The 12130-nt window shown below is 58.9% G+C and carries 10 protein-coding genes and 1 pseudogene; 3 read left to right on the plus strand and 8 right to left on the minus strand.

The genetic code is table 11. The features are described 5' to 3' along the window. Window positions 1-508 precede the first annotated feature (508 nt). Window positions 509-865 (plus strand): annotated as a pseudogene (locus AC1Z3O_RS14230) (winged helix-turn-helix domain-containing protein); the annotation flags it as partial. Between the two features lie 41 nt (window positions 866-906). On the opposite strand, the gene AC1Z3O_RS14235 reads toward AC1Z3O_RS14230, so the two are convergent. The 3 genes from AC1Z3O_RS14235 to AC1Z3O_RS14245 form a co-directional block, all read right to left on the minus strand. Further along, on the minus strand, window positions 907-1755 hold the full coding sequence (locus AC1Z3O_RS14235; protein WP_483516355.1) for a transcriptional regulator: 849 nt from the start codon (window positions 1753-1755) through the stop codon (window positions 907-909). A gap of 324 nt (window positions 1756-2079) precedes the next feature. Further along, entirely contained in the window at window positions 2080-2520 is a 441-nt protein-coding gene (locus AC1Z3O_RS14240) for an NUDIX domain-containing protein (protein ID WP_483516356.1), read from the minus strand. Next, on the minus strand, window positions 2444-2653 hold the full coding sequence (locus AC1Z3O_RS14245) for a hypothetical protein (protein ID WP_483517672.1): 210 nt from the start codon (window positions 2651-2653) through the stop codon (window positions 2444-2446). Before AC1Z3O_RS14245 ends, AC1Z3O_RS14240 begins: the two co-directional genes overlap by 77 nt. 1209 nt (window positions 2654-3862) lie before the next feature. On the opposite strand from AC1Z3O_RS14245, the gene AC1Z3O_RS14250 reads away from it, so the two are divergent. Beyond that, window positions 3863-5872 carry a polysaccharide biosynthesis protein gene (locus AC1Z3O_RS14250; protein WP_483516357.1) on the plus strand — a complete coding sequence of 670 codons (2010 nt, stop codon included), beginning with the start codon at window positions 3863-3865 and terminating at the stop codon, window positions 5870-5872. Window positions 5873-6022: 150 nt separating this feature from the next. Continuing rightward, the gene (locus AC1Z3O_RS14255; RefSeq protein ID WP_483516358.1) at window positions 6023-7642 is read left to right on the plus strand and encodes a hypothetical protein; all 1620 of its coding nucleotides are present in this window, start codon (window positions 6023-6025) and stop codon (window positions 7640-7642) included. Window positions 7643-7735: 93 nt separating this feature from the next. Here the strand turns inward: AC1Z3O_RS14255 and AC1Z3O_RS14260 are convergent, their stop codons facing one another. The 5 genes from AC1Z3O_RS14260 to AC1Z3O_RS14280 are packed head-to-tail and all read right to left on the minus strand — an operon-like array spanning window position 7736 to window position 12129. Further along, window positions 7736-8410 (minus strand): hypothetical protein, encoded by a 675-nt coding sequence (locus AC1Z3O_RS14260; protein ID WP_483516359.1) that lies wholly within the window; start codon window positions 8408-8410, stop codon window positions 7736-7738. A gap of 47 nt (window positions 8411-8457) precedes the next feature. Beyond that, complete coding sequence (locus tag AC1Z3O_RS14265) at window positions 8458-9636, minus strand: DegT/DnrJ/EryC1/StrS family aminotransferase (RefSeq protein ID WP_483516360.1); 1179 nt, start codon at window positions 9634-9636, stop codon at window positions 8458-8460. After that, window positions 9636-10292 carry a NeuD/PglB/VioB family sugar acetyltransferase gene (locus tag AC1Z3O_RS14270; RefSeq protein WP_483516361.1) on the minus strand — a complete coding sequence of 219 codons (657 nt, stop codon included), beginning with the start codon at window positions 10290-10292 and terminating at the stop codon, window positions 9636-9638. The genes AC1Z3O_RS14265 and AC1Z3O_RS14270 overlap by 1 nt, the downstream gene beginning before the upstream one ends. Then, window positions 10289-10897: a sugar transferase gene (locus AC1Z3O_RS14275; RefSeq protein ID WP_483516362.1), complete on the minus strand. Its 609-nt coding sequence runs from the start codon at window positions 10895-10897 to the stop codon at window positions 10289-10291. Before AC1Z3O_RS14275 ends, AC1Z3O_RS14270 begins: the two co-directional genes overlap by 4 nt. Then, window positions 10894-12129 carry a glycosyltransferase family 4 protein gene (locus AC1Z3O_RS14280; protein WP_483516363.1) on the minus strand — a complete coding sequence of 412 codons (1236 nt, stop codon included), beginning with the start codon at window positions 12127-12129 and terminating at the stop codon, window positions 10894-10896. Before AC1Z3O_RS14280 ends, AC1Z3O_RS14275 begins: the two co-directional genes overlap by 4 nt. Between the last annotated feature and the right edge of the window lies 1 nt (window position 12130).

The raw sequence follows: 12130 nt of genomic DNA on the forward strand, positions 1-12130 counted from the left end.
GCCTGGCCAGCCTCCCCAGGCCGGCATCCGCCTCGCCCGGGAGCTTGAGCAAGAAGCGTTGGCGACAAGCGCACGAACGCGCTTAGGTCTACGCGAGAGTTGACGATAACGCATAAGGGAAGAGAAGGCCGGCGCTACCCGCGCTCGCACCGGTTCCGGCCCGGCTACCCGCCGGTCGCCGGCGACACCAGCATTGCAGGAGACGGCACCATCGGCAGGCATGAACGAACCCGGGAATCGGCAAGCAGGCCCTAGAGCCGCGCCACACCCGGCTGCCGCACGGCGCGCAAGCTGCCGGCAATGCCTACCCCCGATGCCACCCGTTCGACGGCTGCGTTCACCGCATTGCCGGGCAGATCGCGGGCGGCCGCGGAGATCTACACGCATGCCGATGCCGCCGCGCATCCAGACATTGCAGACATGAGCGTCGCGCGCGAGCCGGATCGGAAAGCCGGCCCACGCACGACGCATCGACATGTGTCCGGCATGCACCCAGCAGTTTGCAGTGATGGTTGCCAATGAGGACGAAACTTTGACCCGGCCAGCAGACATCTACCTTCGCTTCCTGCAACTCGCGGAGACGCTGCGCAGCCTGCCCGCGCTGCCGGCGCTCGACCCTCTGGAAGAACGCATCCTCGCCCTGGTCGCGCGCGCCCGGCACTGCCGCCAGCGCCTTTGCGTGCGGGACATGATGGCCATCCAGGAACTAGGCTCGCCCGCCACGCTGCACGCGCGCCTCAAATCCATGCGCCAGAAAGGCTGGATCACCCTGAGCGATACCGAGCACGCGCGCCGCAAGCAGATCGAGCTCACGCAAGCCGCGCTGGTCTATTTCGACAAACTGTCCGCATGCCTGGTGGAAGCCGCCGGCCGGGACTCACCCGAATCCGGCGGCGGCACGCCCTTTCAGGCGGCCATGCAACGCTCCGACCTGGTCCTGCCGATCGCATCCGACGTCGCCATGGCCGACCTCAACGCACCAAGCGGCGCAATGTCAGTCACGCCCCGGCAAGAAGGGAAATCCGCCGCCCGCAGCCACTGCGACAGATAGGCACCCAGCGCATCGAGCAGCACGTCCGAACTCAAGCCCTGGGCGCCGCCGAAGGTGGGGCTCAGCACCAGCGTCGTACCCTCATGCTGGTAGACCTGGAGGCGCCGCGGCGTATCGGCCGGCTGGAGGATCGCCTCTTCGGGGACCACCCCCTCAAATCCGAAGGCCCGCAGATAGTCATCCGCGAAGCGCTCGCCCAGGCAGAGCAGCACGCGCGGCCGATACTGGCGACGCACCGCCCGCAGGAAACGGAAACGGGCGCCGTCCCGGCACAAGCTCAGGTAGGCAGGCTTGGAGCGCAGCTCGGGCTGCCCATTGAAGGCCTTGGTCCAGGGCAACGTCGGATCCGGGCGGTCCGGCAAGGGAAACAGGTTGAGCTTGAATTCCCAACCGCGCGGCGCATAGAGATAGTCATCGAAATACTCTTGCGCATCGATGGACGTGCGTCCCGCCGGCAATACCGCCTCCCGCGCCGCCGCCATCACCCGCGCGATGCGATAGTGCGTCTGCCAGCGCGACATCTCGCGCTCGTAGCGGTGACGGAACGCCGTATCCCACGCGCCCGGCGACCACTGCGGCTCGAACGCCGATTCCAGTGGCACACAACCAGGCGGTGGTGAGCCATCACACACCCACACGGCGGCATCCGGATTGCCGCCCTCCATTCCCGCATACGACGCAAACGCGTTGTCCAGCTCCCGCACGGCTGAACACCGGAATCTGATTCTTTTTCATGCGACTCGACCTCTTTTACGCATGACCCCAGATGGGGCGCTGTTGGTCAGCGCCTCCGACACTTTATTTTTTTTGTGTTCGCGTAGCCGCCTGCAAGGCGCCCGCGCGCGTACCCCGACAACAGCATCCGCACCCCAACTCTCCTTCCGGAAGGTGTGCGGCCAACATCATTGCGCAGACAAGCCGTGCGCACCATCACCCGCTTGGACTATGCCGGCGCCCGCTACCGGACTCCCGGGCGCCATCCATCCAAGCAGCCCAGCCCGCGCCGCGGCCGTGCCGCGAGGCAAGCATCACGCAAAGTAGGCCTTGGCATAGGCATGTACGCCCGCGTCGGCCAGCACCTCCTCCGGCGTCAGCCATCGAGACGCCGCATGTTGCATCAAGGGCAATTCCGCCCCACCTACCGGCCAGCGCAACGCATAGGCCAGCACCACATAGTGCGTACTGCTGCCGGCCTCATTGGAGAAATTGGTGTCATAGAAGTGCGCATGGACAGCGCGAAACACCGGCCCCCCCGGACCCGTGCTGCCGCCCTGCGCCCCTCCTTCCACCTCGCCCTCCGCCAGCGCCGCCCCCTCCGCCACCCCCTGTGTGGGCTCCAACCCCAACTCCTCACACATCAGGCGCCGCAGCGCCGCCGATATCCGCTCGTCCTTACGAATCCTGCCCCCAGGCCCGGACCACCAGCCCTGTATTGCTGCGTCTGCCCAGCAGGAAGCGGCCCTGGGCATCCTCAACAAGCAGGTCGATGGAAACCAGGGGGAGGCTGGCGATCGCCTCGCGAAACACCGATTCTGGCAACAGCGCCGGGCCGGGATCCGATGAACCGGAGCGCGTGTCGCTCGAGTGAATACCTATTTCCATGGGAAGCCATTTCCGCCCTTTTCCGACCGGCCTAGTACCACTCCGAAGCAGGGTAAAGAGCAGCGTGCATCACCGGCAAACTTATGCCTCCATCACAATCTTCTCCAGTTTCCGCACTGCAATGCAGCCCTCAAATGGGGGGACATCTGGATGTGGCCGATCCGTTCGCGCCGGCGTGCTTCACCCGTCTCACCCACGCGGCACGGCTCAGCCACTCGTGGCGTGAATGCATCGCCTCTGCGCCGGCAGGCGGCGGAACGCCTGGAGCCGCAGGTCGGCGGCTTGTTGACTGACAGCTGGAACGTAACAAGGCGCCGAGACCGCATGGGAAGAAACAATGTCTTCAGGCCGGCCTACACGTACGACGCCGAGCCACAGGAACAAGCCTAGCGGTACCCGCCGATGCCCGCGCTGGAAGGCTCTAAGACGCCTCGCGACCTCCATCAGCCCTGTCAAGACGGATGTCATTGGCGCGCCTCCCGACTGGGTAAGTGCTCAATACGGCTACCAAACTTCGCTTGCTCGCATTCTGTCTAGGCGATTCTTTAAAAAAATTACATCGCCACGGCCTCCGTCTCCCGCTCGCCCGGGAATCGTCTCGGCGCGCAGTTTTATCCACTTCACCCCCGCCCACGTTGCGCGTGGCCGCAACATCGGCTTCCACTCGCCTCATTGCGGTCAACGGCAATAGCGCCCCTAGCTCGACACGCCGTCGACCTGCCGCAACGACCTGCTACGCCTTCCCCAATTCCGTCAGAGCCCCCCGCGCCCGCGCGGGCTTGAGCCTGGCGGCGGCGACACGCCGCTTGCTACCGGGCACGCCGGGCCGCCTTGCTCGTGCAGACGTTTCGCCAAGACGCCCCCGAAAAACCCATGGGAAACCCGTCCAGTGGGGGGTAAAGGAAGGCAGTCCTCTGATTGCGTCTTCCTCCACCATTCACTATCATCCGAAATCTGATAAAAATGACATTCTTGCTGATTTCTGCGAAACGCGGAAATATAGCATCTTGGTCGGATAGATAATTTCTGATCTTTTTTCTAAACGGGGATCACTTGTGGCTGCCGCCGGGTCAAGCGGCAGCGAATTCGTTTAGGAGCCTGAAATGACTATTGAACTCGGCAATGTTGCGGCACAGACCACCGCCCGGGTTCCCTGCTGGCACCCACAACGCGTCTTGGCCTTTTCCAACGCGGATGTGGAGTGATGGCATGACTTATATGCTGATTTCGCGACTGATCAACCTGCCACGGCGCCAGAAGCTGGCACTGATGGTTGCCGCCGATATGATTGCGCTGCCGCTCTGCTTCGTGCTGGCGCTGGTCCTGCGCAAAGGCAACTTCGACCTCGTCCAGCAGTACGGCGCTGTTCCGCCGCTGCTGACCGCCGCCCTGACACTGCCCGTCTTCTACCTCAGTGGCCTCTACCGCTCGGTCGTGCGCTACATGGACCTGAAGGTACTCTGGGTAACGGGCGTCAGCTTGGCCGCGCTGCTGCTGAGCACCTACTGCCTGTCTTTCCTGATCCGCAACGAGGCCCTGCCGCGCACCGGCCTGTCGATCTACTGGTTCATCGCCTTCGCCTACGTGGTGGCCTCACGCTTGCTCGCGCGTTCGACGCTGCGCCTGCGCCCGCCCGGCAGCGATACCGATAGCCCCACCAAGCGGATCGCCATCTTCGGCGCCGGTGAGGCCGGCTTCCAACTGGCCATCGCAATGCGCGCGAGCAGCGACTTCACCCCGGTCTGCTTCTTCGACCACGACGCCAGCCTGAACAACAAGATCGTCGCCGGCCTGAAGGTGCATTTCGCCGACACGCTGGCCGAACAGATCGAACGACGCGGCGTTGATGAGGTTGTGCTGGCGCTGCCGTCCGCGTCCCCGGGCCGCCGCCGCCAGATCGTGGATTCGCTGCGCGCGCTCCACATTAAGGTACGCACGCTGCCCACGCTGCTCGACCTGGTGGACGGCCGCATTACCACCCAATCGATCCGCGACATCAAGGTCGAGGACCTGCTTGGCCGCGAGCCGGTGCCGCCCGAGCACCATCTGTTCGCCAAGTGCACGCATGGCAAGACTGTGATGGTCACCGGCGCGGGCGGCTCGATCGGCAGCGAACTCTGCCGCCAGATCGCCACCCAGGAGCCGCGCAAGCTGGTGGTGTTCGACCACTCCGAGTACGCCTTGTACTCCATCGAGCAGGAACTGCGCCAAAGCTTTCCCCACCTTCGCCTGGTCGCCAAGATCGGGTCCGTCTGCGACGCCGAAGCCGTGGAATCCACCGTGCAAGGCAACGGTGTGGACACCATTTACCACGCTGCGGCCTACAAGCACGTACCGCTGGTGGAAAGCAATATGGCCGAAGGCATCCGCAACAATGTGCTGGGCACCGCCATCGTTGCCGAAATCGCCGACCGCTACAGCGTAGAGACCTGCGTGCTGGTCTCCACCGACAAGGCCGTGCGCCCACCTAACGTGATGGGCGCCAGCAAGCGCATCGCCGAACTGGTGTTCCAGGCTGCCGCGGCCCGCAAGAACACCCGCACGGTGTTCTCGATGGTGCGCTTCGGCAATGTGCTGGGCTCATCCGGCTCGGTGGTGCCGCTGTTCCGCAAGCAGATCCAGTCCGGCGGCCCTGTCACGATCACCCACCCCGACGTGATCCGCTACTTCATGCTGATCCCGGAAGCCGCCCAGCTCGTCATCCAGGCCGGCGCAATGGCAAACGGCGGCGAAGTGTTCGTGCTGGACATGGGCGAACCGGTGCGCATCGTCGACCTGGCGCGCACCATGATCGAAATGTCCGGGCTGCGCGAGAAGACCACGAACAACCCGCACGGCGACATCGAGATCAAGGTAGTGGGCCTGCGCCCTGGCGAGAAGCTGTATGAAGAGCTGCTGATCGGCGGCGAGGTCACCCCTAGCGCCCACGAGCGCATCATGTGCTCTCGTGAACATCGCCTGCCGGAAGACGAATTGCACGACAAGCTGGCCAGCCTGTTCGCGGCTTGCGACAGCCGGGATCCGCTCAAGATTCAGACGATGGTGCAGGCGATTGTGCCGGAGTATTCGCCATACTCCTCACTGGAAGGGCGGGCATCCAAGCCGGCTCGAAGCAAGCCGCATGCGCTGGTACCGCTTCCGATCGGCCTGAATATATTCGACAGCAGCGCAAGTAATAGCCGCGCGGTCGGTCATGTTGAGGCGAACCGAGCAGCCTAGTCAGACTCGTCAATGTTTATAAGACCCTGAATTCCATTCGGCCGACATGCATATGTCGGCCGTTCTCATATTTGGGGCTAGCAGCGGAACCATATGCCCCGGCCGGTCTCTATGCTCCGAGACCCTCTGCTCCTAACAGGCTGGCACATCATGGACAAAAAACGACGCTCTACTCTCACAGCACTCGGTGGCATCGGACTGCTAAGTAGCACCAATGCTCGTCCGGCTGATCTAACCCACGCCCTCACCAGCACCACATTCCAGCAAGGCGCCCCAGGGGCCGTCGTACGAACAGTCCAGGAGAAGTTGCGTGATTTCGTGTCACAAGCCGACTTCGACTCTGGAGAACCCAATAAGGCGGTACCGATTCAGGCCGCCATTGACGCCGTCAAATCGCGCCAGACCCTGAAGCTCGAAAATACTTCAATGCGCTATGGTGGGCGCACCATCACCTTGGAACCTGGCGTCTATGATTTCTCGACGTCCTTGGTATTTGACGGCGACACTCGAATTGTCGCGAATGGCCCCCCTGGATCCGTAATTCTGAGATATAGCGGATCGGGAAGCGCCATCCTAGTGAACTCCCAGCAACTCCATCTCAATAGTGCGCCTAACAACACCCGTTCATTCGAGATGGAAAATATCGCCCTGCTCGCAGAATCGGCGAGCGAAGGCATACGCATCGGAGCAAATACCAATCTGAGCGTCACTCTGAAAGGATGTGAAATCTTCGGCGTCAAGGGACCCGCGATCAACTGCGGAGATGCAGTATATTTTCTCGGCCTCCAAAACTGCAAATTCCGCTTCTGCACCGCACCTCTTTATGTCGGACAGTATTGCGATCTACTGACAATTGACGATAGATGTCTATTCTCTTCCAACCCGAACGGATCGCTGCTATTGGAGTGCCCGACATTCCTGATCACCAACAGCGATTTCGAATTAGGGGGAGGCCTAGCAAATATTCTGATACAGAATTCCCCCAATGTCCCTGCGCAAAATCGGAATGGCTTGATCCTCAAGAACCGCTTTGGCCCCGAAACGTCCAACAACGCCCCCCCTGTCCAATATGACATTGCACTTATAGAGAAAAATGGACTGCCGGTTGGCTCAGGTATGAGTGGCATAAGGATCTGGGCCAATGACCACTTCTCCGGGGGGCGTTTCCCCAAAAAAACTTCCCCAATACTCATCAATGCAAGAATAAGGCACTGCGATTTCCGGGCGGCCTTCTTCATCCCAATGGCGTTCGAGAATCCCTATTTTCTGGCGACCACCGACCTGACAACCATCTACGCAACCGGTTCGGTCTGGGATTCGCGAATTGACGACCGGCATCAAGTCCAGCCGGAACTGCAAGGGCTATTTGCCGTCGGAGACGATACCACAAGGCGCCAGTGCATTGCTGGTGGTGATCTTGACGAATTCCAAGTCGTGTACGCAAGCGGCTTCAAGAATTCTGCGGCAGGCAGTGCACCAAGCATTCTGCCCCTAGGCGCGTCATCCTCGCGAGCGAATTACAATAAGGCACTCGGGATTACGACCTATGCGATGAGAGTCGGCCTACCTACTATCGTCTCAACCAACGGCGAATATGTACGCACGCGGCTTGATACGTCAGGCCATCGCTATTGGGACCCCGTCTATATGGATTCCCGCGGCCATCTCACGCTGACGGACCCAGGCTCACCTGCATCCCTCCGCATCGGGCGGGTCGCTACGACCGAGCGAAGCGGCATGGTCATGGTGGACATCAGCAAGATAGACTGAGGGCACCCTCCTCAGTCATGCCCATTTGCAGGCAGGCGGAGCACTCCTTGCCCGCCTCGGCAGCGCTGGGGCATGGGCTCCAATGACCGCAGCCTACTTTGCGTTGCGGTCTGCTTTCCTGGGCAGAGTGCCTGTGGCAATGTTGACACCTTCCCTTTCCCCATTCCCGATGATCACCCTATAGTGCAAGACAGAAACTCCTAGGATATCCCCTCCAATTGTCCATATCTTTCGCTCCAACAGCTGCAGATACCCACCTGCAATCGGTATGAGTAAGATGCTGGCCAGCATCAGGCCGAGTTTCCCGATAGGGAGCTCCCGCAGCGGGACGCGAAGACGCCAGACCCGTGTGTTCGCAAAGGCAATCCCCACACCGATGCAAGCCCCAAATGCGACCTCAGATACCGTATGGTAATCACAGATCACTAGGCCAAGAACAACCACAGCTGCCACGATACATCCTACGGCGAACCCAAGGTTCTTTATCCGAGCCCCCCAAGGTAGGCCGATCAATGCCAAAAGGGACGGATATACTGCTGCCGTCCGCATGGCATGCCCGCTTGCGCTATAGAATCCAAGACTTGGAATTGACCATCCGCCGAAATCGTAGCTAAATTTTACGAGCAGTAGAATTCCAACTCCGACAGCAAATGAAATCAACCACCTGACTGCATTTTTCGAAGATTCAATAAGGAGCAATCCGCCGGCAATAGAGAGCGCCAGGGGTAAACAATACCTTGAATCCCCAAAGAGGATCATCATTTGCATACACTGTATCAATGACCCCCCCCAAACTGTCTAAAGTTGGATCGCACTTAATTCCCCAAGGCTTTCCGCATGACTGTCCGAACCACATCCTGCGTCTTTTCGATTTCCGCAGAAGTCAGCGTCGGGTGTACCAACAGCATCAAACTTGTCTCGCCCAGCTGCCTCGCGTTCGGGAGCCGGACCGAAGGTCTCCAAACAGTGTTATCGAATGCCCTTTCAAGATACACCTCTGAACACGAACCCGAATAGCAAGGAACGCCTAGCGCGTTGACTTCCGCCATGATTCTATCGCGCGACCAGCCATCGGACAGAAGCTCCGGGCGCAAGAACATATAGAATTTATACCAGGCATGTTTGATATGTGAGGGTGGCAGCGGGATCCGCAGAGCCTCATGTTCCTTGAATGCATTCGCCAGTGCGAGTGCATTTCTAGTACGATTCTCGTTCCAATTGGACATCCGTTTCAATTGGATAAGACCGACCGCTGCCTGCATTTCAAGCATGCGCCAATTCGTGCCGAATGAATCATGCAGCCAGCGAAAACCGGGGGGGTGGTCCCGCTCATATACGGCTTCCCAACTCTTCCCATGATCCTTATACGACCACATCCGTGACCACAACTCCCGGTTATTGGTCGTGACCATGCCACCCTCCCCCCCAGTGCTCATGATCTTATCCTGACAGAACGACCAGGCCCCGATATCCCCGATGCTTCCTACCGCTCGTCCCTTGTAATAGGCACCATGTGCCTGCGCACAGTCCTCAATGATCTTCAATCCGAACTTTCTGCCCAGTTCGACGATCGCATCCATATCACACGGCCACCCGGAAAGGTGCACGCAGATGATCGCCTTCGTACGAGGGGTTATCACCTTCTCAATCGATTCGGCGGTGATGTTCTGACTATCACAATCTACGTCAGCGAACACCGGGATAGCTCCCGCCAGAATGATGCAGGAGACTGAGGCCAGGAAGGTTCGACTGGTAACAACGACCTCATCCCCGGGCCCGATCTCAAGGGCCTTCAGGGCAACGTCAAGCGCAAGCGTTCCATTTCCCAGCGCGATCGCGTACTCTACTCCAGTCCACCGTGCGAATTCCCGCTCGAACTCCCGACCGATTCCTCCCGTCCAATAATTGACTTTGTTGGACATCAGGACATTTCGAACCGCATCCCCCTCCTCTGCATCGAAACTCGGCCATGGTGAGAAAGATGTATTCAGCATTACGCGCGTGCCTCCATAATACGACCGGGATTGCCTACCACCGTTACCCCGGGCGGAATACTCTTCGTCACCACAGCCCCCATGCCGACAACAGCCCCCGCACCGATGACAACCGGGTTTGCTGCCGTCCCTTGGCGGATAACCGCGCCGGTTCCAATATAGGCATGATCCTCGATGTGCACGTTGCCGTTGCATTTCACGCCTGGCGCAAATGTAACGAAGTCACCAATTACACAATCGTGCGCGACGTATGAATAAATGTTCGCGTGGAATCCGCGCCCTACTCGGATATTGCCGGTCAAAGTGACAAATGGACAGAGCACCGCCCCTTCGCCGAGATGGGCATCATCAAGCACAACCACGTTTTCTGCTGTAACCTCGAAGGCAGCGACCCCATCCGCCAGCGCCTGATTCAACAGCCGCTCCCGCGTCCTGCTATCCGCAATTGCAACCGTCAGTTCCTTGATGCTAGCATCGCTCTGCAGAAAGGCCTCGTAGCTGAGCACACGATGTCCATTGATATGCTCCCCACTCAGAGCATCGTCAATGAAGACCGCCTCCGCCCTTCCAGCGCCATCGCCCTTAAGCATTCGCCGCACTAGAGGCATGACTTCTCGCCCGAAGCCACTTGCACCGTACACGCCAACTATTTTCATTCCCTTCCCTCCACATGGGTTCCAGCCCCAAAACGAGGCATTGTTGCATTACCTTCCGCGCTGATTCCTTCCCGTATTAGCACCTTCCTCACGGTCATCCAGAGTATCTGAATATCGAGCCAAATGCTCCGATTATCCACATACCATACATCCAACGCAAATTTCTCGTCCCAACTGAGTGCATTTCTCCCATTCACCTGCGCCCATCCCGTGATTCCGGGCCGGACCCCATGTCGCCTTGCTTGCTCTGGAGAATATAGTGGGAGATACTCCATCAGTAGCGGCCTTGGGCCAACCAAGCTCATATCGCCTTTCAGAACATTCCAGAACTCCGGCAACTCGTCAAGACTGGTCGATCGAAGCAGACGGCCAAATCTCGTCAGCCGCTGTTCATCCGAAAGCAGTTCTCCGTTTGCACCCCTGCTATCCGTCATCGACCTAAATTTGATCATCGTAAATGGCTTTCCTTCGCGACCAGGCCGCACTTGGCGGAAAAGAATCGGGCTACCGAGGCGGCGCTTGACCTGCCATGCCAAGACTGCGAGAGGCAATGCGAACAGCATCAGCGCAACAGCCGCCAGAGTCACATCCATTAAACGCTTCATCTTAACATCGCCCTCTTTCCAAGTTTCTCGAATATATCGGCAAACTTCCTAACACCTACATCAAGTGCCAGATGCTCGAGATAGAAACTCCGCGCCCGCTCCCCCATTTCTCGTAAGTCGTCGGTACTCAACGAAGCCAGCTTCTCCGCGGCAATACTGATCGAATAAGCATCACCGGATTTCGCGTTCACACCGCCACCGGAAGCCAGTACGAGATCTTCAGCATCACCGTCAACAGCCATTAAGAGCGGTTTCCCCACCGCCATATAGGCTTGCGTTTTAGATGGGATGGTGATTTGGAATAGGGGATCTTCCCGCAGATGAACCAACAGCGCATCGGCACCCTCCAGAATCGGTCCGACTTGATTCATTGGAACCGCTGGCAAAAAGGTCACATTGCCAAGGCTGAGTTCTGCCACCAACTCCTTCAGGCGTGCTACCTCAACACCTCCCCCGACAAGAACGAAACTCACCTTGGATCCCTTCTCCTGAAGGATCCTAGCTGCTTCAACGACCGTATTCAGCCCCTGCGCTTTACCCATATTTCCCGCAAACATGATTCGAAATCGATCATCTCCTGGAAAGGCAGCGGGAAGGACCCCAGCACCGGATCTAAGTTTACCTTCGTCGGCCCAATTATAGATAACCTCGATCTTCTCGACTGGAACCCCCCGCTCGATCAACAACCGCCTGAAGCCGGGGGACAGGACAACGATCTTTGTAACGCGGCGGTAGACCCAGTTGCAGACCGAACCGATTCTTGCAAGAATTCTCGGGTTGCCGATCATACCGGTTGCCCTGAGCGTATCAGGCCACATGTCCTGAATATCGCAGAGCACCGGAATCCTATGCAGAAGCCCAATCAGGCTCGCGCTGATCCCGACCGAGAGAGGGGGATGATATACATATATAACATCGAACCTTCTTGCAATCCAGGCGCCAAATATCAGCGAAGTGAATCCGAAGCTCGCATAATTGAGCAGGCGCTTCATTGCTGACTGATCATGGCTTGGATATAGCGGGATCCGATTAATCTTTACGCCATCGACCGTTTCCTCCTGCCACCAGCGCATCCGATACCCAGGATAGATTTTCCCTCCCGGGTAGTTTGGATATCCTGTCAGTACCTCGACGGAATACCCGAGTTCCACGAGTTTCCTCGCGAAGACCATACCCTTCGGGGTTGGTTCAGGGTCGAACCATTGCGTGAGCAGCAGGATACGGGTACTCATA

The organism is Cupriavidus sp. 09_S30 (assembly GCF_056930435.1).

Bases quoted from the DNA above. Each gene is read 5' to 3' on its own strand.
- AC1Z3O_RS14275 (WP_483516362.1), bottom strand. From the start codon at position 10,897: ATGAAGCGTTTAATGGATGTGACTCTGGCGGCTGTTGCGCTGATGCTG.
- AC1Z3O_RS14255 (WP_483516358.1), top strand. From the start codon at position 6,023: ATGGACAAAAAACGACGCTCTACTCTCACAGCACTCGGTGGCATCGGA.
- AC1Z3O_RS14265 (WP_483516360.1), bottom strand. From the start codon at position 9,636: ATGCTGAATACATCTTTCTCACCATGGCCGAGTTTCGATGCAGAGGAG.
- AC1Z3O_RS14260 (WP_483516359.1), bottom strand. From the start codon at position 8,410: ATGCAAATGATGATCCTCTTTGGGGATTCAAGGTATTGTTTACCCCTG.
- AC1Z3O_RS14240 (WP_483516356.1), bottom strand. From the start codon at position 2,520: ATGCCCAGGGCCGCTTCCTGCTGGGCAGACGCAGCAATACAGGGCTGG.
- AC1Z3O_RS14270 (WP_483516361.1), bottom strand. From the start codon at position 10,292: ATGAAAATAGTTGGCGTGTACGGTGCAAGTGGCTTCGGGCGAGAAGTC.
- AC1Z3O_RS14280 (WP_483516363.1), bottom strand. From the start codon at position 12,129: ATGAGTACCCGTATCCTGCTGCTCACGCAATGGTTCGACCCTGAACCA.
- AC1Z3O_RS14250 (WP_483516357.1), top strand. From the start codon at position 3,863: ATGACTTATATGCTGATTTCGCGACTGATCAACCTGCCACGGCGCCAG.
- AC1Z3O_RS14245 (WP_483517672.1), bottom strand. From the start codon at position 2,653: ATGGAAATAGGTATTCACTCGAGCGACACGCGCTCCGGTTCATCGGAT.